Source organism: Stenotrophomonas sp. ATCM1_4 (assembly GCF_004348115.1).
GTDB classification, from domain to species: Bacteria; Pseudomonadota; Gammaproteobacteria; order Xanthomonadales; family Xanthomonadaceae; genus Stenotrophomonas; species Stenotrophomonas capsici.
The window spans coordinates 1,067,059-1,088,155 of record NZ_QPFB01000001.1; the positions used below are offsets into that span (position 1 = coordinate 1,067,059).

The 21,097-nt window shown below is 69.0% G+C and carries 18 protein-coding genes; 4 read left to right on the forward strand and 14 right to left on the reverse strand.

Annotation, left to right across the window (positions count from 1 at the left end; translation table 11 throughout):
* Positions 1 to 170: 170 nt before the first annotated feature.
* From ATCM_RS05080 to ATCM_RS05140, 12 genes are all read right to left on the reverse strand, one after another.
* Complete coding sequence (locus tag ATCM_RS05080) at positions 171 to 2,024, reverse strand: chemotaxis protein CheA (RefSeq protein WP_132863160.1); 1,854 nt, start codon at positions 2,022 to 2,024, stop codon at positions 171 to 173.
* A 3-nt stretch (positions 2,025 to 2,027) separates the two neighbouring features.
* Positions 2,028 to 2,648, reverse strand: a complete 621-nt coding sequence (locus tag ATCM_RS05085; RefSeq protein WP_132863161.1) for a protein phosphatase CheZ — start codon at positions 2,646 to 2,648, stop codon at positions 2,028 to 2,030.
* The gene (gene cheY / locus ATCM_RS05090; RefSeq protein ID WP_165931126.1) at positions 2,648 to 3,040 is read right to left on the reverse strand and encodes a chemotaxis response regulator CheY; all 393 of its coding nucleotides are present in this window, start codon (positions 3,038 to 3,040) and stop codon (positions 2,648 to 2,650) included. The genes ATCM_RS05085 and cheY overlap by 1 nt, the downstream gene beginning before the upstream one ends.
* Positions 3,041 to 3,053: 13 nt before the next feature.
* On the reverse strand, positions 3,054 to 3,800 hold the full coding sequence (locus ATCM_RS05095) for an RNA polymerase sigma factor FliA (RefSeq protein WP_132863162.1): 747 nt from the start codon (positions 3,798 to 3,800) through the stop codon (positions 3,054 to 3,056).
* Entirely contained in the window at positions 3,797 to 4,681 is an 885-nt protein-coding gene (locus ATCM_RS05100) for a MinD/ParA family protein (protein ID WP_132863163.1), read from the reverse strand. Before ATCM_RS05100 ends, ATCM_RS05095 begins: the two co-directional genes overlap by 4 nt.
* Positions 4,668 to 6,464 (reverse strand): flagellar biosynthesis protein FlhF, encoded by a 1,797-nt coding sequence (gene flhF, locus ATCM_RS05105; protein ID WP_132863164.1) that lies wholly within the window; start codon positions 6,462 to 6,464, stop codon positions 4,668 to 4,670. Before flhF ends, ATCM_RS05100 begins: the two co-directional genes overlap by 14 nt.
* Before the next feature lie 151 nt (positions 6,465 to 6,615).
* Positions 6,616 to 8,724 (reverse strand): flagellar biosynthesis protein FlhA, encoded by a 2,109-nt coding sequence (gene flhA, locus ATCM_RS05110; RefSeq protein WP_132863165.1) that lies wholly within the window; start codon positions 8,722 to 8,724, stop codon positions 6,616 to 6,618.
* Complete coding sequence (flhB, locus tag ATCM_RS05115; RefSeq protein WP_132863166.1) at positions 8,721 to 9,851, reverse strand: flagellar biosynthesis protein FlhB; 1,131 nt, start codon at positions 9,849 to 9,851, stop codon at positions 8,721 to 8,723. Before flhB ends, flhA begins: the two co-directional genes overlap by 4 nt.
* Before the next feature lie 129 nt (positions 9,852 to 9,980).
* On the reverse strand, positions 9,981 to 12,101 hold the full coding sequence (locus ATCM_RS05120) for an EAL domain-containing protein (RefSeq protein ID WP_132863167.1): 2,121 nt from the start codon (positions 12,099 to 12,101) through the stop codon (positions 9,981 to 9,983).
* A gap of 166 nt (positions 12,102 to 12,267) precedes the next feature.
* On the reverse strand, positions 12,268 to 13,059 hold the full coding sequence (fliR, locus tag ATCM_RS05125; protein WP_132863168.1) for a flagellar biosynthetic protein FliR: 792 nt from the start codon (positions 13,057 to 13,059) through the stop codon (positions 12,268 to 12,270).
* Between the two features lie 6 nt (positions 13,060 to 13,065).
* A complete protein-coding gene (locus tag ATCM_RS05130) occupies positions 13,066 to 13,335 on the reverse strand; it encodes a flagellar biosynthetic protein FliQ (RefSeq protein ID WP_132863169.1) in 270 nt (89 codons plus the stop codon).
* An 893-nt stretch (positions 13,336 to 14,228) separates the two neighbouring features.
* Entirely contained in the window at positions 14,229 to 15,479 is a 1,251-nt protein-coding gene (locus tag ATCM_RS05140; RefSeq protein ID WP_132863171.1) for an efflux RND transporter periplasmic adaptor subunit, read from the reverse strand.
* A 206-nt stretch (positions 15,480 to 15,685) separates the two neighbouring features.
* On the opposite strand from ATCM_RS05140, the gene ATCM_RS05145 reads away from it, so the two are divergent.
* From ATCM_RS05145 to ATCM_RS05160, 4 genes are read left to right on the forward strand one after another with little or no spacing between them, the layout of a single operon-like run.
* Positions 15,686 to 16,591, forward strand: coding sequence for an ABC transporter ATP-binding protein (locus tag ATCM_RS05145; protein ID WP_132863172.1), 906 nt, complete (start codon positions 15,686 to 15,688; stop codon positions 16,589 to 16,591).
* Positions 16,591 to 17,376, forward strand: a complete 786-nt coding sequence (locus ATCM_RS05150) for an ABC transporter permease (RefSeq protein ID WP_243693959.1) — start codon at positions 16,591 to 16,593, stop codon at positions 17,374 to 17,376. The genes ATCM_RS05145 and ATCM_RS05150 overlap by 1 nt, the downstream gene beginning before the upstream one ends.
* A 39-nt stretch (positions 17,377 to 17,415) precedes the next feature.
* The gene (locus ATCM_RS05155) at positions 17,416 to 18,618 is read left to right on the forward strand and encodes a sensor histidine kinase (RefSeq protein ID WP_132863173.1); all 1,203 of its coding nucleotides are present in this window, start codon (positions 17,416 to 17,418) and stop codon (positions 18,616 to 18,618) included.
* Positions 18,615 to 19,217, forward strand: a complete 603-nt coding sequence (locus ATCM_RS05160; RefSeq protein WP_132863174.1) for a response regulator transcription factor — start codon at positions 18,615 to 18,617, stop codon at positions 19,215 to 19,217. Before ATCM_RS05155 ends, ATCM_RS05160 begins: the two co-directional genes overlap by 4 nt.
* A gap of 87 nt (positions 19,218 to 19,304) precedes the next feature.
* Here the strand turns inward: ATCM_RS05160 and ATCM_RS05165 are convergent, their stop codons facing one another.
* Both ATCM_RS05165 and ATCM_RS05170 read right to left on the reverse strand, forming a co-directional pair.
* Entirely contained in the window at positions 19,305 to 19,844 is a 540-nt protein-coding gene (locus tag ATCM_RS05165; protein WP_132863175.1) for a cytochrome b/b6 domain-containing protein, read from the reverse strand.
* A complete protein-coding gene (locus ATCM_RS05170; RefSeq protein WP_132863176.1) occupies positions 19,841 to 20,929 on the reverse strand; it encodes a catalase family peroxidase in 1,089 nt (362 codons plus the stop codon). Before ATCM_RS05170 ends, ATCM_RS05165 begins: the two co-directional genes overlap by 4 nt.
* Between the last annotated feature and the right edge of the window lie 168 nt (positions 20,930 to 21,097).

Below are 21,097 nucleotides of genomic sequence, written 5' to 3' on the forward strand. Positions count from 1 at the left end.
CTCCTTTCCGGCGTGCGGGGGAGGCTTTTGCTTTAGCCCCTCTCCCGCGTGCGGGGGAGGGGTTGGGGTGGGGGAAGCGTCACCTGGTGCAGCGCAAAGCGGCCCTCACCCGCCCTGCGGGCACCCTCTCCCGCAGGCGGGAGAGGGGAGTGCAGCGTTGGCGGCAGCTGTCAGTCCTGCCCACCGCGCAGCCCATCCACGTCCAGGATCAGCGCCATGCGGCCGTCGCCGATCAGGGTGGCGCCGGCGTAGCCACGCAGGCCGCGCAGGGCGCGCGGCAGGGGCTTGATCACCACTTCCTCGCGGCCGCGGACCTGGTCCACGACCAGGCCGAAGCGGGCTTCGCCGACCTGCAGCACCACGATGGTCAGCAGCGGCGACAGGGTCGGCGTCACCCCCAGCCACTGGCGCAGGTCCACCAGCGCCAGCGTGTGGGTCTTGCGGTCCAGCACCGCGCGACCGTCGAACCAGCCCAGCGAGGTGGCCGGGGCGTGCAGCACTTCCATCACGCGGGCCAGCGGCAGCGCATAGACGTCCTCGCCGGCCTGGACCAGCAGGGTCGGCAGGATCGCCAGGGTCAGCGGCACGCGGATCAGGAAGCGGCTGCCACGGCCCAGTTCGGACTGGATCTGGATCTGGCCGCTGAGCTCGCGGATGCGCGACTGCACCACATCCATGCCGACGCCACGGCCGGAGATGTCGGTGACCTGCTGCTTGGTGGAGAAACCGGGCAGGAACACCAGGTGCAGGCATTCCTCGCTGGTCAGGCGGGCGGCGGCCTCCGGGTCGATCAAGCCCTTCTCGCGGGCCTTGGCGCGCAGGCGTTCGGGGTCGATGCCGGCGCCGTCGTCCTGCACCTCGATGCTGACGTAGTCGCCTTCCTGCTGGGCGGACAGCCGCACCCGGCCCATCCGCGGCTTGCCCTGCGCCTCGCGCAGGTCAGGCATCTCCACGCCGTGGTCGATGGCGTTGCGGACCAGGTGCACCAGCGGGTCGGCCAGGGCTTCGACCAGGTTGCGGTCCAGCTCGGTGTCGGCGCCGATCAGCTCCAGGTCCACTTCCTTCTGCAGCGAGCGCGCGACGTCGCGCGCCACCTTCGGGAAGCGCGAGAACACCTTGCCGACCGGCTGCATGCGGGTGCGCATCACCGCCGACTGCAGCCGCGCGGTGGCGATGTCCAGGGTGGAGACGGCGCGGTCGAGTTCCTCGTCCTTGAGCCGGCTGCGCAGGGTCTTCAGGCGGTTGCGCGAGAGCACCAGTTCGCCGATCAGGTTGACGATGGCATCCAGGCGCTTGGTGTCCACGCGCACGGTGTGCTCGGGCTCGCTGGCCTTGGCCGGTGCGGCCGCCGGCTTGGCCGCGGCGGTGGGGCGCGCGGCCGGGGCAGGCGCCGGGCGGGGCGCTGCCGGTGCCACTGCCACTGCCACTGCCGGAGCGGCGGACGTGCCGGGCGCGGCACTGCCGTGCAGCGTGTCGAGCAACGCCTCGAATTCGTCTTCGGTGATCAGGTCATCGGCGGGTTTGGCGGCCACCGCCGACGGCGCGCTCTTGCCGTGCAGGCTGTCGAGCAGGGCCTCGAACTCGTCCTCGGTGATCAGGTCACCGGCCGGCGCGACCGGTGCCGCGACCGGTGCCGGTACCGGCGCGGTACCGACGTCGAACTGCGCGATCAATGCCGCCGGCGCGTGGCCCGGCTCGGTGCCGGAGGACACCGCGTCGAGCATGGACTGCAGCCAGTCCAGCGACTGCTGGGCGGCATCGAAGTGATGGGCCAGCAGTTGCGCCTTGCCCGAGCGGGCCATGCCCAGGGTTTCCTCGGCGGCATGGCACAGCTCCACCATCGGCGTGATCGACAGGAAGCCGGCGCCGCCCTTGAGCGTGTGGAAGCCGCGGAACACCGCGTTGAGCTGGTCGGCGTCTTCCGGTGCCTGCTCCAGCGTCACCAACTGCTCGCCCAGGCGATCGAGGATCTCCTGGGCTTCGATGATGAAATCGGCGGCGATGTCGTCGGCGAAGGCACTCATGGCTTACAGCCCCAGGTCCGACAGCAGGTCGTCGGCGTCATGCTGGCTGACCGCATGGCGGTCCAGGCCATTGACCGCCGGACCGGCCAGGCCGGCGTTGCGCACGTCTTCCTCGGCCGGGGGCAAGCCCAGTGCACCAAAGCCCTCATGCACGCGGCGGACGATGCCCACCACGCGGCGGATGATCTGACCGGTCAGGTCCTGGTAGCTCTGGGTCAGCGCCACTTCGGTGAGGTTGTGGCGGATGCGGTCCAGCAGCTGGTCCTGGTCGGCGTTGAGGCCTTCGGCGCGCAGCCGTTCGGTCAGCTCGCGGCATTCCTCGGCCAGGTCCAGGGTGCGGTGGGTGGCCTTCTCGGTCATCTCCACCACGTGGTCCAGGCGCGCGCAGGCATCGTCCAGCTCGCCGGCTTCGCTGGGCACGCTGGGCAGCTCGCCAAGCGCCTGGCCCAGCTCGCGGGCCAACCGGCCCAGCCCGGCCACCATCGGCTGCGCGCGCAGCGCGGCCAGGGCGTCGATTTCCTGGCGCCAACGGGTTTCATCACCGTTTTCCAGCGCGGCCAGCGCATCCTGCAGGCGCTGGATCAGGGCCGATTTGTCGCTCAGCGTCTCGACAGGCAGGTCCATCAGGCGCTCGCCGTCAGTCGTTCGAAGATCTTGCCCAGCTTCTCTTCCAGGGTCTGCGCGGTGAACGGCTTGATGATGTAACCGTTCACGCCGGCCTGGGCGGCTTCGATGATCTGCTCGCGCTTGGCTTCGGCGGTGACCATCAGCACCGGCAGGGTCTTGAGCTTGGCATCGGCGCGGATGGCCTTGAGCAGCTCGATGCCGGTCATCACCGGCATGTTCCAGTCGGTGACCACGAAATCGAACGGCTGGCTCTGCAGCATGGCCAGCGCGGCATGCCCGTCCTCGGCTTCAGCGGTGTTGGTGAAGCCCAGGTCGCCGAGCAGGTTCTTGACGATACGACGCATGGTCGAGAAATCGTCGACGATCAGGATGCGCATGTTCTTGTTCAAAAGGAATTCCTCTTCATGGTTCCTCGAAGCCGGCGTCGGCCGACTCGAAAATCTTCAGCCGACCACGCAGGCGCAGCGTGGCCTGGCCATGGATCTGGCAGACGCGCGACTCGCTGACACCGAGCACCGCGCCGATCTCTTTCAGGTTCAGTTCCTGCTCGTAGTAGAGCGAGAGCACCAGCTGTTCGCGCTCGGGCAGCTGGCTGATGGCCCTGCCCAGCTCGGCGCCGAACTGGCTGCGTTCGAGCATCTGCTGCGGGGTGGGGCCGCCGGTGGCCGGGGTGTCCAGCTCGCCCTGGTCCTCGATGCGCGACTCCAGGCTCAGCACCTGGCCACGCGAGGCATCCTCGACCAGCCGCATGTACTCGGGCAGCGGCATTTCCATCGCCTCGGCCACCTCGGTGGCGCTGGCGGCACGGCCGCTGGCCTGCTCGAGGCGACGGATGGTGGCCGCGGCATCGCGGGCGCGACGGTGCACCGAGCGCGGCACCCAGTCGCCACGCCGGATCTCGTCGATCATCGAGCCGCGGATGCGGATCGAGGCATAGGTCTCGAACGAGGCGCCCTGTTCGGCGTCATAGCTGCGCGAGGCCTCGATCAGGCCCATCATGCCGGCCTGGATCAGGTCGTCGACCTCCACGCTGGCGGGCAGGCGCGCGGCCAGGTGGTGGGCGATGCGGCGCACCAGGTCGGCGTGCTGGGCAATGCACTCGTTGGCCGCATTGCGCTGGACTTCACGGTAATGGGCCGTTGCGTTCATGCGCTCACCTTCTGCTGGATGATGCGTTCCAGGAAGAACTCGACGCCGCCGCGCGGGGTGGTGGGGGCCTGCCAGCGCGCGGTGCGGCGGGCGATCTCCTGGATGGCCAGGGCGGCCGGTGCCGACGGGTACAGCTTCACCACCGGCTGCTGGCGCTGCACCGACACGCGCAGCCAGTCGTCCTGCGGCACGCAGCCCAGGTAGTTGAGCGAGACATCGATCAGGAACTTCTCGCAGACGCGCACCAGCTTCTCGTACAGGGCGCGGCCTTCGTTGGGATCACGGGCCATGTTGGCCACGACCTGGATGCGGTCCACGCCGCGCTCGCGCGAGAGCACCTTGATCAGCGCGTAGGCGTCGGTGATGGAGGCCGGCTCGTCGCAGACCACCACCACGGTGTCCTGCGCGGCCTGGCAGAAGGTCAGCACGCTGTCGGTGATGCCGGCGGCGGTATCGATGATCATCACATCCAGGTCGCGTTCCAGCTCGGAGAACGCGTTGACCAGGCCCACATGCTCGGCCGGCGCCAGTTCGGCCATGTGGCGGCGGCCGGACGCCGCCGGCACCACCAGCACCCCGTTCGGGCCTTCGATGATCACTTCCTCCAGCGTGCAGCGCCCGGCGACCAGGTCGGCCAGGGTGTGCTTGGGCTGCAGGCCCAGCACCACGTCGATGTTGGCCAGGCCCAGGTCGGCGTCCAGCAGCAGGGTGCGCTTGCCCATGCCGGCCAGTGCCACGGCCAGGTTGGCCGAGACATTGGTCTTGCCGACGCCGCCCTTGCCGCCGGTCACGGCGATGGTGCGCACCGGTCCAGCGGGCTCGCGCCGGGTGGCCGCGAGCGGGAAGGTGTGGGTCAGCTTGGCGTACTCACGCGACTGCATTGTTGAACTCCGGGTTGCAGGGCATATCGGCCGCGCGGCGCAAATCTTCAAGGCGAAGTACGAGATTGGCCGCCGAGGCCCGGTGCAGGTCCTCCGGCACGTCCTGGCCGTCGGTGACCCAGGTCACCGGCAGGCAGTGGTCCACGGCGATGGACAGGGCCGAGCCGAAGCGGCCGGTCTCGTCCAGCTTGGTCAGCACCACGCCCTGCGGGTTGGCGGCGCTGAAGCGGCGCACCACCTCATCCATGTCCTGGAAGGAGGTGTTGGCCGGCAGCACCAGCAGGGTGCGGATCTGGCCGGCGGCGCGCAGCCACTGCAGCTGGGCGGTGAGGGCGCGGTCGCGCTGGCCCAGCCCGGCGGTGTCGATCAGCACCAGCTTGTAGTCGGCCAGCTTCTGCAGCAGCTGGTTCAGGTCGGTGCCGCTGTTGGCCTCGTGCACGGCGATGCCGAGCTGGCGGCCGAAGCCATACAGCTGCTCGCGCGCGCCGATGCGCTGGGTGTCGGTGGTGACCAGCGCCACGTCACGCGGGGCATGGGCCTCGGCGAAGCGCGAGGCCAGCTTGGCGATGGTGGTGGTCTTGCCGGCGCCGGTCGGGCCAACCAGGGCGATCACGCCACCGGTCTCGATCGGGTCGACCGGGGCGATCGGCAGCTTGCGCGAGATCAGGCCCAGCATCAGCCCGCGGGCACGGCTGGGGTCGGTGTCGGCCGGGATCTGCAGGACCACATCGCGGGCCAGGCCGGCGTCGAAGCCGTACTCGTCCATCAGGTCCAGCGCATTGGCACGCACCGCGCTGCCGCGCAGGCGCTCGTCGGTGAAGCGGTGCATCTCGCGCTCGATCATCTGGCGCATGCCGGCCATTTCCTGGCGCAACTGGATGAGTTGTTCGTCGTCGCGGCGGGAGGCCACCACGCTCAGCGCCGCGGCGGTCTCCGGGGTGACCGGGATCGCGACCGGTGCCACCGGCGCTGCAGTCACGGCCGGTACGGCCGGCGCAACGGGCACGACAGCTTCCGTCGTGGCCGCGGCAACCGGTGCGGTTACGGCGACCACCGGGGCAGCAGCCACGGGCGCTGCGGCCGGCGGTTCGGCCACTGCCGGTACCGGAGTCGGCTCCGGTACCGGCGGATCGATCTGGAACTGGGCGCGCTGCACTGGCGGCACCACGTCGACCGTCGCGGCCTGGGGCGGCTCCTGGCTGGCTGCCGGGACCTTGGCGGCGACGCTGCCGGCAGGACGGAAAGCCGGCACCACCGGCGGTTCGTCAGCCAGCAGGGTGGCGAAGTGCTGCGTCGCCACGGCCGCCGGTGCCGGTGCGATCGAGGCGAATGCGGCGGGCATGGCCGCCGCCGGGACGATGGCGGCGGGGATGACCGGGGCTTCGGCGGCCGGCTGCTTGAGCAACGAAGCGAAGCGGCTGCCCGGCGCCAGTTCCACGCTGTTGTCGATCGAACGGCCGGTGGCACCCACGGCCGAGCGGGCCAGGGCGGCGACCGCGGACGTGGTGACGGCGACCGGTTCCGGCTCCGGGGTACGGCGACGGGTGACCGCAGCCATGATCGCTTCAGCGGCACTGCGCGGCTTGCTCGGGGCCGGCGGGGCCGGGCGGCTGGCTTCCAGCGCCTGCTGCACCACGGCTTCGTCGTAATGGGCGGCCGCCACGATCTCGACACCTTCCTCGATGCGGCGGTTGGAAAGGATGACCGCGTCCGGCCCATGCTCCTTGCGCACCAGGTTCATGGCGGTGCGCATGTCGGCGGCGACGAAACGTTTGATCTTCATGTTCTGGTACCGGGAGTGGGGCTGCCGCGAAGGAGTGGCGTTGGCGATGTCGTGCATGGCGTTGCGGGCTCCTTCGTGCGCGGGTGTTTCGGTCGGTTGGGTGTCTGTTTTCCGTCGCCGGCCCTTTCGGGGAGCCGGCTTCCGGGCGGCGTCAGCTGATCGTGCCGACCAGCTTCAGGCGCTTGTCCTCCGGCACCTCGCTGTAGGCCAGGACCGACAGCGAGGGAACGCTGTGGCGGACCAGGCGCGCCAGCGCGGCGCGGACCGGCGCCGGTACCAGCACGACCGCGGGCTCGTTGCGGGCCTCCTGCTTGCCGACGCAATCGGCAAGACTCTGGTGGAGGCGTTCGGCGAGACCGGGTTCCAGTGCGGCACCATTGCCTTGGGTGGACTCCTGCAAGACCCGTTCCAGTTGCGGGTTGAGGGTGAACACCGGCAGCTCCGGCGACATCCCGGCGATCTCCTGCACGATGAAACGGCCCAGCGCGTTGCGCACCGCCGCGGTGAGCGCGGTCGGGTCCTGGGTGACCGGCGCGGTTTCCACCAGCGCCTCGGCGATCTTGCGCAGCTGGCGGATCGGCACCCGCTCGACCAGCAGGTTCTGCAGCACGCGCGCGATCGTGGACAACGGCAGCGCTTTGGGCGAGAGGTCCTCGGCCAGCTTGGGCGCGCTCTTGGCCAGGGTCGCCAGCAGCTGCTGCACTTCCTCGTGGCCCAGCAGTTCGGGTGCGTGTTCGCGGATCAGGTGCGAGAGGTGGGTGGCCACCACGGTGGCCGGGTCGACCACGGTGTAGCCCAGCGATTCGGCGTGGGCGCGCTGGTGTGGCTGGATCCAGGTGGCGTCCAGGCCGAAGGCGGGATCCTTGCCGGCGATGCCTTCCAGCTTGCCCATCGCGCTGCCGGGGTCCAGCGCCAGCTCACGGTCGGGGTGGATGTCGGCGGTGCTGACCGGCACGCCGTGGATCAACAGGCGGTAGGCGGTGGCCGGCAGCTCCAGGTTGTCGCGGATATGCACCGGCGGGATCAGGAAGCCCAGGTCCTGGGTGAGCTTGCGGCGCACGCCCTTGATGCGGGCCATCAACTCGCCGCCCTGGGTCTTGTCCACCAGCGGGATCAGCCGGTAGCCGACCTCCAGGCCGAGCGGGTCGACCGGGCGCAGTTCGTCCCAGCTCAGCTCGGCGGTGGGCGAGGGCTGGGTGGCCGACAACCCGGCCAGCGCGCCGTCGCCGCCGTCCGCGGCGGCGGACTTCTCCTTGCCGGCGTTGGCGATCTCGCGCTTCCACAGCTTCCAGGCCACGAAGCCCAGCACCGAAGCCAGGGTCAGGAAAGCCAGGTTGGGCATGCCCGGCACCAGGCCGACCAGGCCGAGAATGCCTGCGGTGATGGCCAGGGCGCGGTACTGGCCAAACACCTGGCCGGTCATTGCCTGCGCCATGTCCTGCGAACGCGAGGCGCGGGTGACCAGCATCGCCACCGCGCTGGACACCAGCAGCGCCGGCAACTGCGCCACCAGGCCGTCACCGATGGACAGCAGGGTGTAGGTGGCGGCGGCGTCGCCGACCGGCATGCCATGCTGCAGCACGCCGACCGCCAGGCCACCGAGCATGTTGATGAACAGGATCAGGATGCCGGCGATGGCGTCGCCGCGGATGAACTTGCTGGCACCGTCCATCGCACCGTAGAAGTCGGCTTCCTCGCGGACCTCCTCGCGGCGCAGCTTGGCTTCCTCGCGCGTCAGCAAACCGGCGTTGAGGTCGGCGTCGATGGCCATCTGCTTGCCGGGCATGGCGTCCAGAGTGAAGCGCGCGGTCACTTCCGACACGCGTCCGGCACCCTTGGTGATGACCACGAAGTTGATGATGGTCAGGATCGCGAACACCACGATGCCGACCGCGTAGTTGCCGCCGATCACGAACTCGCCGAACGCGGCGATCACCTTGCCGGCGGCTTCATGGCCGTTCTGGCCGTTGAGCAGGATCACGCGGGTGGAGGCCACGTTCAGCGCCAGCCGCAGCATCGTGGTGACCAGTAGCACGATCGGAAAGATGGTGAAGTCCAGCGGGCGCTTCACGTACACCACGGCCAGCAGCACCATCAGCGAGATGGCGATGTTGAAGGTGAACAGCGCGTCCAGCACCGGCGCGGCCAACGGCACCACCACCATGGCCAGCAGCGCCAGCACGATCAGCGGCGCACCGAGCCCGTGGCGGAGCATGTCCAGCAGGCGGCGGCCCGGCGAGGTGGTCAGCTGCGCGCTCATGGGCGGCCCTCCGGACCAAATTCATCTACGTCGAGCGGCGGCAGCTGCGGCATCGGGCCGGTGTTCCACTGGCGCAGCTGGTAGACGTAAGAGAGGACCTGGGCGACGGCCGAATACAGTCTCACGGGGATTTCCTTGCCGAGTTGGCTTTCCCGATACAAGGCGCGTGCCAAAGGCGGGGCCGAGACGATGGTGACGCGGTTGCCGTCGGCCACCTGGCGGATGCGCAGGGCCAGCTCGTCCACGCCGCGGGCGACCACGGTGGGGGCGTTCATGCGGCCGCCCTCGTACTTCAGGGCCACGGCGTAGTGGGTGGGGTTGACCACCACCACGTCGGCGCTGGGCACCGCTTCCATCATCCGTCGCTGGGAGAGCTGCATCTGCATCTGCCGGATGCGGCCCTTGACCTCCGGGCTTCCCTCGCTTTCCTTGAGCTCGCGCTTGAGCTCCTCGCGGGTCATCTTGAGCTTCCGCAGCCAGTTCCATTTCTGGTACGGCGCATCGATGGCCGCCAGCAGGGCCATGGCGCCGGCGGTGGCCAGCAGCAGCTTCATGGTGAAGCCCAAGCCGTTGCCGGTGGCACTCTCCAGCGGCTGGTGCAGCAGCCCGCGCAGCAGGTCGATGCCGTGCCAGATGCATAGGCCGCCGGCGGTACCGACGAACAGCACGCGCAGCACCGACTTGACCAGCTCGGCCACCGCCTCGGCGCCGTACAGGCGCTTGAAGCCGGTGAGCGGGTTGAGCCGGTTGAGGTCGGGCATCAGCGCCTTGTTGGAGAAGCGCAGGCCGCCCATCAGCACCGGGCCGATGAAGCTGGCCAGGAGGCAGACCAGCAGCAGCGGCCAGAACGCCAGCATCAGCCGCAGCAACATCCAGCCGGCATGGCCGAACAGGGCGTCGGTGGAGTGGAGCAGGGCCGGCTCGGGTGCCAGGGCCGCCTTCATCCATTGCCGTGCCGAGGCCGCCATGGAACCGGCGCTGGCATGCAGGCCGAGCACGGCCGCGGTGAACACGGCGGCCGTGGCCAGTTCGCGCGAACGCGGGATGTTGCCGTTCTCGCGGGCCTCACGCAGGCGCTTTTCAGTCGGGAGTTCGGTCTTTTCCCCGGCCTGTTCGTTCTCGGACATTGCACGGTCTGGATGAAGGATTCATCCCGTGCCGTGCAAGAACCGTTCCGCTCGGTCTCACTGCCCTTGAAGACATGGCCCGTCCGTGGCGGCGGGGAAGCCGGCGGCCGTTGGCCGCCGGTGCCGCTGTCAGGCCTGGTGGTTCTGGTAGGCGGACAGGCGGGCGTCCAGCGCCGCCTGCCGCGAATCGCCGCCATGCAGGCGCATGAAGTTCTCGGCGCTGACCGGGCGGCCGAGCAGGTAGCCCTGCAGGTGGTCGCAGCCCAGCCGCTCGACATAGGAACGCTGGCCAGGGGTTTCGATGCCCTCGGCCACCACCGACAGGTTCAGTGCGTGGCCCAGCGCAACGATGGCCGAGACGATCACCACGTCCTCGTCGCTCTCCTCCAGCGCCACCACGAAGGCGCGGTCGATCTTGATCTCGGTGGCCGGGACCCGCTTGAGGTGCAGCAGGCTGGAGAAGCCGGTGCCGAAATCATCGATGGAGATGCCCACGCCCAGCGCCGCGACGCTGCGCAGCACGTTGATGGCGTTGTCGGCGTCGCGCATCACCGCGCTCTCGCTGACCTCCAGGATCAGGCGCGAGGGCGGCAGCTCGTGCAGCTCCAGCGCGCTGCGGACCTCATCGAGCAGCTGCGGCGAGCCGAGCTGGCGCCCGGACAGGTTCACCGAGATGCTCCACTCGGTGTTGCCGGCGTCATGCCAGCTGCGCATCTGCCGGCAGGCCTCGTTGAGCACCCAGTTGCCGAGCGTTTCCATCAGCCCGTTGAGCTCGGTCAGGCGGATGATGCGTTCGCTCGGGACGTAGCCGTGTTCGGGGTGGCGCCAGCGGATCAATGCCTCCGCGCCGCTGATCCGGCCAGTTTCGGCATGCACGCGCGGCTGGTAGTGCAGGGACAGCTGCGGGCCGCCGATGGCCTTGCGCAGGTCCTCGAGCAGGCGCCGGTCCTGCTCGGCGTTGTCGTTCATCCATTCGGCGAACAATGTGTGCCCGTTGCGCCCGGCCTGCTTGGCGTAGCGCATGGCGATCTCGGCCATGTTGACCAGTGGCGGGGCGGACTGGCCGTGCTCGGGGGACAGGGCGATGCCGAGGCTGCCGGTGATGCGCATGTCACGGCCGCCGACCCGCACCGAGTTGACCGCCAGGATGATGCGCTCGGCCTGGGCTTCGATGTCCTTGCCGTCGGTGACCGGCATGGCGATCACGAACTGGTCGCCGCCGAGCCTGCCCACCAGCTCCTCGTTGGGGAACAGCTGGCGCAGGCGTTCGGCCACGTCCACCAGCGCGGCATCGCCGGCCTGGGGGCCGTAGGCGCCATTGATGTGGCGGAAGCCATCCAGGTCGATGGACATCACCGCGCAGGCCTGGCCGGCTTCCAGCAGCTGCTCGATGCGGTCATGGGCCAGCTGGCGGTTGGGCAGGCGGGTCAGCGAGTCGTGCTGGCTGGCGTGGAACAGCTCCTTGCGGGCATCGTCCAGCGACGCTACCAGCATCGAGTTGCGCAGGTGCAGCAGGCGCGACTGCATGCGCTGCTCCAGCAGCGAGAAGGTCAACACGATCGCCATCACGCCGACGGTGAGCAGCACCACGCAGGCCGCCAACCACTCGGTGGGTACGCCACCGCTGCGGGCCGCGCCGCAGACCGAGCCGGCGGGGAAGTTGGCCGCCGCCATGCCGGTGTAGTGCATGCCGACGATGGCCAGGCCCATGATCACCGAGGCGATCAGCCGCGGAGGCAGGGCCTGCTCGGCGGTGCGCAGGCGGAAGGCGATGTACAGCGCGCTCCACGAGGCCACCACGGCGATGACGATGGAGAGCACGAACCAGAGGCGGTCGTACTGGATATCCGGCTGCATGCGCAGGGCGACCATGCCCACGTAGTGCATCCAGGCGATGCCCAGGCCCATCAGCAGCGCCCCCAGCGCCAGACGCAGGTGCGGCAGGGTCGGTTGCGAGACCAGCCACAACGCGAACAGCGATGCGGCGATGGCCACCAGCAGGGATTGCAGCGTCAGCCACAGGTCGTAGCCCAGCGGGATCGGCAGGCGGAAGGCGAGCATGCCGACGAAGTGCATCGACCAGATGCCGGCGCCCATCGCCACGCCGCCGGCGATCAGCCAGCGCGCCGCGGTGCGGCGGGGTTGGGATGCCGATACCCGCGAGGCCATGTCCAGGGCCGTGAACGAGGCCAGGATGGCGACAAGGATGGACAGCACCACGAACAACGGGTTGTAGCTGCCTGCGAGCATCAAACCCCTCCCTAGTTGATCAGGCCGTCGGCATGCCGCCGCGGCAAACCGCATGGACGCTCCATCCCCCGGCCATGCTTCGGCCAAGACTATCCACGGGTCCCCGACAGGCGGCAAGGGGGCGTTCCGGCCAAGCATGTGGCAGAAGCAGGAGCTGCGCAGTCCGTCACATTGTCACTTGCCGGGCCGCATCGAAGGCCGAATCGAACAGGCGTTGCACCGGCGGGCCCATCTCCCCGGCCAGCAGGGTCAGCAGGAACAGGCCCAGCAGCAAGGCCACCGGCAGGCCGAGCTGCATCGGGTTCAGGGCCGGCGCGGCACGGGCCAGCACGCCGAATGCCAGGTTGATGGCCAGCATGGCCACGGTCAGCGGCAGGGCCAGCGACAACGCACCACGGAAGATCTGCACCGCCAGCGTTGGCGCCAGTGCGGCCATCGCGTGCGGATCGGGCAGGGCGGTGCCGATGGGCAGCGCCTTGTAGCTGTCCACCAGCAGCGAGACCACCGCCAGGTGGCCGTTGGTGGTGAAGAACAGCAGGCCGAACAGCAGGTAGAACCATTGGCCGATGACGCCGGAGCTGCCGCCGCGCAGGGGGTCGGTCATCTGCGCGAAGGCCAGGCCGGTGCTCTGCGCGATCATTTCGCCGGCCATGGCGCCAGCCTCGAAGATCAGCCGCAGCAGGAAGCCCATGCAGATGCCGACCGCCAGCTCGCGGGCGATGGTCAGTACGGTGACCGAGTCGAAGCCGTAGAACAGCGGTACCGGCGGCAGTATCGGTGCCAGCGCCACCGACAGGGCGATGCCCAGCAGGACGCGGATCCGTGCCGGCACCGCGCGGCTGCCGACCATGGGCATGGCCATCAGCATGGCGCCGATGCGCAGCATGATCCAGAGCGTGTTGCCGATGATGGCGAAGGCCTGCTGGCCGTCGATCATCGTCCCGGTTGCCGAATCCATGCAGCGCTACCCGATGAGGTGGGGGATGCGCTGGAACAGCAGGATGGTGAACTCGACCAGGTGGCCGAGCAGGAGGCTGCCCAGCGCGAACAGCGCCGCGGTGAGCGCACCGGCCTTGGCGACGAAGGCGATGGTGGGTTCGTTGAGTTGGGTGGCGGCCTGGATGATGCCGACCACGACGCCGACCACCAGCACGGTGAGCAGCAGCGGGCCAGCGATCCAGAGGGTGGCGACCAGGCCACCACGCAGTTCGGTCAGGGCAAGTTCGGGGCTCATGCGGGGGTGGATGCAAGGTTGGTGCCAGACGAAGGTCAGCGGCTGGGTGACAGGTTTCCGACGCCGCTGGTGCTTAGGGTGTTGCCTTGCATTTGCTCTTGCTCTTGCTGTTGCTGTTGCTGTTGCTGTTGCCGTGGATTTTGACGTGCCGGGTTCCCTTCCGTAGCGACGGAGCTGGCAGACAAGACCCCGAACGGGGCGCCGCACAAGGATGTGCGGCGTTTTTCGACGAGACAGGGACGTCTCGTCGAAAAATCCTGCCGGCGGAGTGGACCCGCGATGCGCAGCATCGTGGGCGCGGAGGCAGGGTGTGCTTTCTTTTGGTTAGCTTTTCTTTGCACAAGCAAAGAAAAGTAACTCGCTCCCCGAAGGGGAGTGAAAGCTTCTGCTCTTGTTTCTGCATTGATCGTGCTTGTTCTGAAGCAACGGCAGAGACAACAGCAACAGCTTTCGTGCCCCATAGGGGCGCGAGCCACCTTTCTTTGCTTGTGCAAAGAAACCTGGCGCAAAGAAAGCACACCCTGCCTACGCGCCTTCCGCGCTGCGCGCTACAGGTCCACTACGCTGCCGGGATTTTTCGACGGGACATCCCTGTCCCGTCGAAAAACGACGTGCATCCATGCACGCCGCCCCTGCGAGGTCCTCTCCGTCAGCTCCGTCGCTGCGGAAGGGGCCCGGGTAGAGCAACAGCAACAGCCAAAGCCGAAGTCAAAGCCAAAGCCAAAGCCAAAGCCAAAGCAACGGCACCCCTCCCTGGCCCTCCCCTACGCTTCGCGCAGGGGAGGGGAAGAAGCAACTGCAACAACCGAAGCAACTGCGCGGTCAACAGCAGCTGGCTTTACCGCGCTTGGTTACTGCCATGTGCTACATGACATCAGCGTCGCGTCGCCTGTTTACTTCTGCGCGCCGTCCAATGCCACCTTGTCGCCATCCTTCAGGGTGTCCGGCGGGTTCACCACCACCGTCTGGCCGGCACTCAGGCCGGCCAACACCTGCTTGTCCTTGTTCAGGGCTTCGCCGACCTGCAGGACCTGCTGCTGCACCTTGTCGTCGGCCTGCAACACGAATGCCACCGGCTTGCCGTCGCGCTGCGTGATGGCCGTGGCCGGCACGCGGACGCCCTTCGGGGCCTGCGCATCGGCCGGTGCCGCCTTCTCCAGGAAACTCACCCGCACGCCCATCTCCGGCACGATGCGCGGGTCCTTCACGCCCAGCGCCACGCGCACCTTCACGGTTGCCTTGCCACGGTCGGCGGTCGGGATGATGGCGATCACCTCGCCGGGGATCTTCCAGTCCTGGTAGGCGTTGAGCACCGTCTCCACCGGCATCTTCGGCTGCACGCGGCCGATGAAGGCCTCGCCCACCTCGACTTCCACCTCCAGCGAATCCATGTCGACGATGGTGCCGATGCCGGTGCGGGTGAAGCCGCCACCGGCCGACAGCGGCGAGACGATCTCGCCCGGCTGCGCGGCCTTGGCGGTGACCACGCCGGTGAATGGCGCGCGCACGATGTTGTTGTCCACGCCCAGGTCGGCGATGGCCAGTGCATCCACCGCCACCTTGGCGTTGTGCTGGGCGGTCAGCAACTGCGCGCGCAGGCTGTCGCGGGCGGCGACGGCCTGGTCGTACTGCGAGCGCGACACCAGCTGTTGGCCGACCAGCGCCTGCAGGCGCGTGGCCTCGGCATCGGCCTGGCGCAGCTGCGCCTGCAGGCCGCCGATCTGGCTGCGCGCCGCGTCCAGCTGCGCGGCGTTGAGGCTGCGCTGGGCGTTGGCGTCGATCGGGTCCAGGGTGGCCATCACCTGGCCTTCCTCCACCCGCATGCCTTCCTCGATCATCACCTCGCGCACCTTGCCGGTGATCTTGGCCGAGACGGTGGCCATGCGCCGGGCCACGACGTAGCCGCTGGCATCCAGCACGGCATTGCTGCCGCCGCCCTGGCTCATCGCCACCACCGGCGCGGTCTCCACCGTCGCGGCCGGCTTGCCGCGGGCGAGCATGCCCACGGCCAGTGCCGCCAGCAGCACCAGGACCAGTCCGATCACTACCCACAGCCAGCGGCGGGACGGGGAAGGGCCGCGCGGCGGCGGGGCGGCCGAGCGGTCGATGCGGAGTTCTTTCAGCAGTTCAGCGGAGGCATTCATGTAGGAAAGGACGGCGCTTGGCGGGAAATGTGACCGAAGGTACCCCAAACCACCACGACCGGTGCGTCGTGGCATGTGGCCGATTCTAGACAGGCGCCGGGGGCCGCGCAGGTGACGGGTGTCACCCGCTTTGCCTGACCGGCGTGACTGCTGCCAGGCCGATGCCGCGCCTAACGTGGCGCCATTCCCACCAGGAGCGGATCGCGATGACGCAGGGCAACGAGGTACTGGCCAGCCTGCGTGGCGTGTACAAGCGCTACGGCACGTTGGCGGCGTTGGAGGGCGTGGACCTTGACCTGCATGCCGGGCAGGTGCTGGCCCTGCTCGGGCCCAATGGCGCCGGCAAGACCACCACCATCGGCCTGTTGCTGGGCCTGCTGCGGGTCGATACCGGCCAGGTCACCCTGTTCGGGGAGCACCCGCAGCAGCTGTCGGCGCGTCGCCGCATCGGCGTGATGCTGCAGGACGCGGCGCTGCCGGAAACGCTCACCGTGCAGGAACTGCTGCGGCTGTCAGCCAGCTACTACCCGGTACCACGGCCACTGGCCGACAGTGCCGCGTTGGCCGGCATCGAAGACCTGTTGCGCCGTCCGTACGGCAAGCTCTCCGGCGGCCAGCAACGGCGGGTGCAGTTCGCGTTGGCCATCTGCGGCCGGCCGCGCCTGCTGTTCCTGGACGAACCCAGCGTCGGCCTGGACGTGCCGGCGCGCCAGCAGCTGTGGGACACGGTGCGCACGCTGGTGGGCGAGGGCACCGCCGTGGTGCTCACCACGCACTACCTGGAAGAGGCCGAGCGGCTGGCCGACCGCATCTGCGTGATGCTGCGCGGCCGGGTGGTCAGCGATGGCAGCGTGGATGCGCTGCGCGCCCGCGTGCTGGTCCGCGCGGTGCGGTGCCAGTCACGGCTGGACGTCGCCCAGGTCCGTCGCTGGCCGGGCGTGCGCCAGGCGCAGCGTGACGGGGAGCGCCTGCACCTGGCCTGCGACCAGGTGGAGGCGGTGGTGCGACGGCTGCTGGCCGCCGACCCGGACCTGTCCGCGCTGGAGGTCAAGCCGGCCGGCCTGGAAGAAGCCTTCCGCGATCTCACCGATCCCCAACCGCAGGCCGCCTGATGAACACCACTTCCTCCGCGCTCCTGGCCGGCGCCCGCATGTCCGGCCGCCGCGTGCTCGGCGCCTACCTGCAGGAGGCGCGGGCCGAATGCCTGCGCTACCTGCGCAGCCCCGGCTTCGTGCTGCCGACGATGCTGTTCCCGGCCACCTTCTACCTGATGTTCGCGGTGGTGCTGGGCCTGGGCCAGGGTGCCGATGGGCCGCGCTTCCTGCTCGGCACCTATGCCACCTTCGGGGTGATGGCGCCGGGGCTGTTCGGCTTCGGGGTGTCGCTGGCGCTGGAGCGCGGCAATGGGCTGCTCACGCTCAAGCGCGCGCTGCCGATGCCGCCGGCGGCGTATCTGCTCGGCAAGATGGCCATGGCCATGCTGATGGCGCTGGCGATCGTGGTGCTGCTGCAGGTGCTGGCGGTGCTGGTCGCCGGCGTGTCACTGGCGCCGGTGCAGATGCTGCGCCTGACGCTGAGCTGCGTGCTCGGCGCGTTGCCGTTCTGCGCGCTGGGCCTGCTGATGGGCACGTGGGTGAAAGGGGATGCCGCGCCGGCGCTGGTCAACCTGCTGTACCTGCCGATGGCATTGCTGTCGGGGCTGTGGTTCCCGTTGTCGATGTTGCCGCCGGTCCTGCGCAGCCTCGCCCCGGTCTGGCCCAGCCACCACCTGAACATGCTGGCCCAGTCGGCCATCGGCTTCGATACGGGCAGCGCATGGCCCCATGCGGCGTGGCTGGGCCTGTTCACCGTGGTGGTGGCCACCCTGGCCGCCTGGCGCCTGCGCCGTTATGGCTGATGGCATCATGGGCCGCACTGCAACCGGAGTCACCCGCTGATGTCCCGCACCCTGCCCGCCTGGCTCAGACCGGCACCGGATTCGGTGGTGGCCGACAACATCAAGATCGGCCGGTGGCCATGGCTGGATGCGATCCACCTGCTGTGGACGGTATGGGTGTTCATCACGCCGTTGTTCGCCGGCGGCTACACGTGGCGCTGGGCAGGGATCACGTTGGCGTCTTACCCGGTGTTCGTGCTGCTGTACGTGATGACTTTGTTGTCCTCGCGCCGTCACGTGGCGATCTTCGCCATCGGCATGGTGGTGCTGGGGATCTCGCTGCTGGGCGTGTATCCCTCGGCCATCAGCTACTTCGTGTTCGGTTGCGTGGGGTTGCGCATCAACCGCTGCATCTCCACCACGCGCTACCTGGTCGAGCTGCTGGCGTTGAACGCGGTGTTCGTGGCGCAGACCTCGTGGATCGGCTACCCGTGGCAGGCGATCGCGTGGGTGCCGGTGTTGTCGATCATCATCGGCCTGATCGTCAGCGGTGAGCGTTCCGGCCAGGAGAAGGATGCGGCGCTGCGGTTGTCGCATGAGGAAGTACGGCGCCTGGCGGCCACCGCCGAACGCGAGCGCATCGGCCGCGACCTGCACGACCTGCTGGGGCACACCCTGTCGCTGATCACCCTGAAGCTGGAGCTGTCGCGCAAGCTGTTCGACCGTGATGCGGAGCGCTCGCGCATCGAGCTGGCCGAAGCCGAGCAGATCGCCCGCGACGCGCTGGCGCAGGTGCGCAGCGCGGTGACCGGCTTCCGCGCCGCCGACCTGGCCGCCGAGCTGGCATCGGCGCATCTTTTGCTGGAATCCTCGCGGGTACACCTGCGTTACAGCCCGCCGCCGGCGATGCCGGCATGGATCGAATCCGGGCTGGCGATGATCCTGCGCGAAGCGGTCACCAACATCGCGCGCCATGCCCAGGCCAACGAGGCCATGATCGCGGTGCGCAGCGAGGGCAATGCGGTGGTGCTGGAAGTGGTGGACGACGGGCGCGGCGGCGTCTCGGCCAACGGCAACGGGCTCGCCGGCATGCGCGAGCGCGTGGAAGCCATGGGCGGCACGCTGGCGATCGATTCGCCACGCTCGCACGGCACGCGGCTGGAGGTGCGTATCCCCGTCAACGGCGTGACCACGGCCTCCATCGACCATGCGGCGCTTGCCATGCGGCACGACAACCCCCTGCCCGATGGAGCGCGCGCATGATCCGCATCCTGTTGGCAGAGGACCAGGCGATGGTGCGCGGTGCGTTGTCCGCGCTGCTCAACCTGGAAGCCGACCTGGAAGTGGTCGGCGCCGCCGCCGATGGCGAAGTGGCCTGGCGCGAACTGCAGCGGCTTGCCCCCGACGTGCTCGTCACCGACATCGAGATGCCCAACCTCACCGGGCTGGAACTGGCCCAGCGCGTGCAGCGCCACCAGCTGCCGGTGAAAGTGGTGATCGTCACCACCTTCGCGCGCAGTGGTTTCCTGCGGCGCGCGCTGGATGCCGGGGTGCAGGGCTACCTGCTGAAGGATTCGCCGGCCGAAAAGCTGGCCGAGGCCTTGCGGCTGGTGCAGCGCGGTGGCCGCGCGATCGATCCGCAGCTGGCGATGGAAGCGTGGTCCGAGGCGGACCCGCTCAATGACCGCGAACGCCAGGTGCTGCGGTTGGCCGGCGAAGGACGTTCGGCCAACGAGATCGCCGAGCAGCTCGGCCTGTCACACGGCACCGTGCGCAACTACCTGTCCGAATGCATCGGCAAGCTGGGCGTGGCCAACCGCATCGAGGCCCATCGCCTGGCCCGCCAGAAAGGCTGGCTATAACCGTAGGAGCGGTTTCGGCCGCGAAGCCGGGAATGCCCGCGTCATCCGACGACACTGGCTTCGCGGCCAAGGCCGCCCCTACGAGATTCAATGCGGCTTGCCGCGCGCCATCGCCTGGAACACGCCGTCGCGGCGCACCCACAGGTGGAACAGCGCCGCCGACAGATGCCCGAGCACGGTGGCGAACAACACGTAGGCCAGCAGGCTGTGCGCGTTGCGCAACGCGGCGTACAGGGCCGGATCGTGCGGGGCGATCGGTGGCAGGTTCAGGCCCGACCACATCACGATCGGGTAACCGCCCGCCGACAGCATCGACCAGCCGATCAACGGCATCGCCAGCATCAACCCGTACAGCAGCCAATGCGACGCATGTGCGGCGGTGGCCTGCCACGCCGGCAGGTCGGCCGGCAGCGGTGGCGGCCGGTGGCGCAGGCGGTTGTACAGGCGCACCAGTGCCAGCAGCAGGATCGCGATGCCCAACGGACGGTGCAGGTCGATCAGCGCCGGCCGCCAGTGCAGCGAGGCGACCATGCTCACGCCGACGAACAGCATGGTCAGGATCATCGCCGCCATCAACCAGTGCAGCACGCGGGCGGTGAGGTTGAAGTGGCCTGCGTCGCGGCTCATCGTGCACCTTCCTTGCCGGTGGCGTCGGTTGCCTTGCCGCCGGCGATCTCGCGCTCGCGGCGGTTGAATGACTGCGAGTACACCGCTGAGCGCGCGGCCAGAATAGGGTCATCGGAACCCTTGATGCCACGCGGCAGGATCAACGGGTCGTAGTTGAGGTCGCGGCAGGCGCCGTCGGCCTGCGCCTGCATCGAGGTCAGGCTGAGCGTGCCGACCTTGACCTGGCGGCGCTGCCCGGGCCACACCTGCGAGGGATCATCGACCGGGTCGCCGGCCTCGGCCAGGGTCACCCACATGTCCCAGCGCACCGGGCCCTGCGCCAGCCGTTGCTGGAATTCGTGGGCCAGGTAATCCAGCCCGGCCTGCGCGCGTTGTTCCGGCGTCATCTCCACGAACGGTGCCTGTGGGCGCATGCTCCAGCGCACGAAGTGCTCGCTGCCGTCGGCGGCGATGAAGCGGAAGCTGTTGACCCCGTTGTAGTCGGTGTTGGCCCAGCTGTTGGACCACGGCGCGGTCTTGGCCCACTGCCCGAACGCACGTGCCGACGGGTACTTCGCCTGCACCGCGGCCATCTTCGCCGGGTCCGGTTTGCCGGTGGCCGGATCGGGGATGCCGGCCCGAGTCTGTTCGAGGAAGGCCTCGGGCGTGGGCACGGCGAAGAACGGGAAGCTGTTCATGGCGGTGCGCCATTCCTGCCCGTCATCGCTGATCAGCTGCAACGCCATGCTGCGAACGCGCGCGTTGGCATCGGCACCGTGCGGATCGCCACCACCGATCGACAGGCGGCCCAGCACCGGCACCTGCGGTTGCGCGAACACGCGGGCCGAACTCAGTGCCGCGCCTTCCGGCGTGCCCTGGAAGGTGCCTTGCACGCACATGCCCTTGGCATGCGCACGGCGGAAGCCCGGATGCGCGGGCCCGGTGGCTTCGATGCTGTCGGTGAAGGCCTGGGCGGTGGCGCGGTCGCGGCCGATCCAGCCGGCCAGCCAGGCGAAGGCCAGTGCCAGCAGGCCGGCGATCAACGCGATCAGCGCGATCCATGGCAGCGGCGAACGGGCGGCGCGGGTATTGCCGAAAAGCGACATGACGGGGTTCCTGCCTTCACGATGCGTGTGGGTGGGCGACGCAGGGATGCTGTCAGAAAATCCGTCGGGCGAATATTCACTTTTTCGCCAACATTTGCCGGAACGACGGATCCCCGCCGAGGCGGGGATCCGTGGCTTCAACCGAAGGCCGGGGAATGCCCGGCTCCA

Bases quoted from the DNA above. Each gene is read 5' to 3' on its own strand.
- ATCM_RS05080 (WP_132863160.1), bottom strand. From the start codon at position 2,024: ATGAGTGCCTTCGCCGACGACATCGCCGCCGATTTCATCATCGAAGCC.
- ATCM_RS05085 (WP_132863161.1), bottom strand. From the start codon at position 2,648: ATGGACCTGCCTGTCGAGACGCTGAGCGACAAATCGGCCCTGATCCAG.
- ATCM_RS05095 (WP_132863162.1), bottom strand. From the start codon at position 3,800: ATGAACGCAACGGCCCATTACCGTGAAGTCCAGCGCAATGCGGCCAAC.
- ATCM_RS05100 (WP_132863163.1), bottom strand. From the start codon at position 4,681: ATGCAGTCGCGTGAGTACGCCAAGCTGACCCACACCTTCCCGCTCGCG.
- flhF (WP_132863164.1), bottom strand. From the start codon at position 6,464: ATGAAGATCAAACGTTTCGTCGCCGCCGACATGCGCACCGCCATGAAC.
- flhA (WP_132863165.1), bottom strand. From the start codon at position 8,724: ATGAGCGCGCAGCTGACCACCTCGCCGGGCCGCCGCCTGCTGGACATG.
- flhB (WP_132863166.1), bottom strand. From the start codon at position 9,851: ATGTCCGAGAACGAACAGGCCGGGGAAAAGACCGAACTCCCGACTGAA.
- ATCM_RS05120 (WP_132863167.1), bottom strand. From the start codon at position 12,101: ATGCTCGCAGGCAGCTACAACCCGTTGTTCGTGGTGCTGTCCATCCTT.
- fliR (WP_132863168.1), bottom strand. From the start codon at position 13,059: ATGGATTCGGCAACCGGGACGATGATCGACGGCCAGCAGGCCTTCGCC.
- ATCM_RS05130 (WP_132863169.1), bottom strand. From the start codon at position 13,335: ATGAGCCCCGAACTTGCCCTGACCGAACTGCGTGGTGGCCTGGTCGCC.
- ATCM_RS05140 (WP_132863171.1), bottom strand. From the start codon at position 15,479: ATGAATGCCTCCGCTGAACTGCTGAAAGAACTCCGCATCGACCGCTCG.
- ATCM_RS05145 (WP_132863172.1), top strand. From the start codon at position 15,686: ATGACGCAGGGCAACGAGGTACTGGCCAGCCTGCGTGGCGTGTACAAG.
- ATCM_RS05150 (WP_243693959.1), top strand. From the start codon at position 16,591: ATGAACACCACTTCCTCCGCGCTCCTGGCCGGCGCCCGCATGTCCGGC.
- ATCM_RS05155 (WP_132863173.1), top strand. From the start codon at position 17,416: ATGTCCCGCACCCTGCCCGCCTGGCTCAGACCGGCACCGGATTCGGTG.
- ATCM_RS05160 (WP_132863174.1), top strand. From the start codon at position 18,615: ATGATCCGCATCCTGTTGGCAGAGGACCAGGCGATGGTGCGCGGTGCG.
- ATCM_RS05165 (WP_132863175.1), bottom strand. From the start codon at position 19,844: ATGAGCCGCGACGCAGGCCACTTCAACCTCACCGCCCGCGTGCTGCAC.
- ATCM_RS05170 (WP_132863176.1), bottom strand. From the start codon at position 20,929: ATGTCGCTTTTCGGCAATACCCGCGCCGCCCGTTCGCCGCTGCCATGG.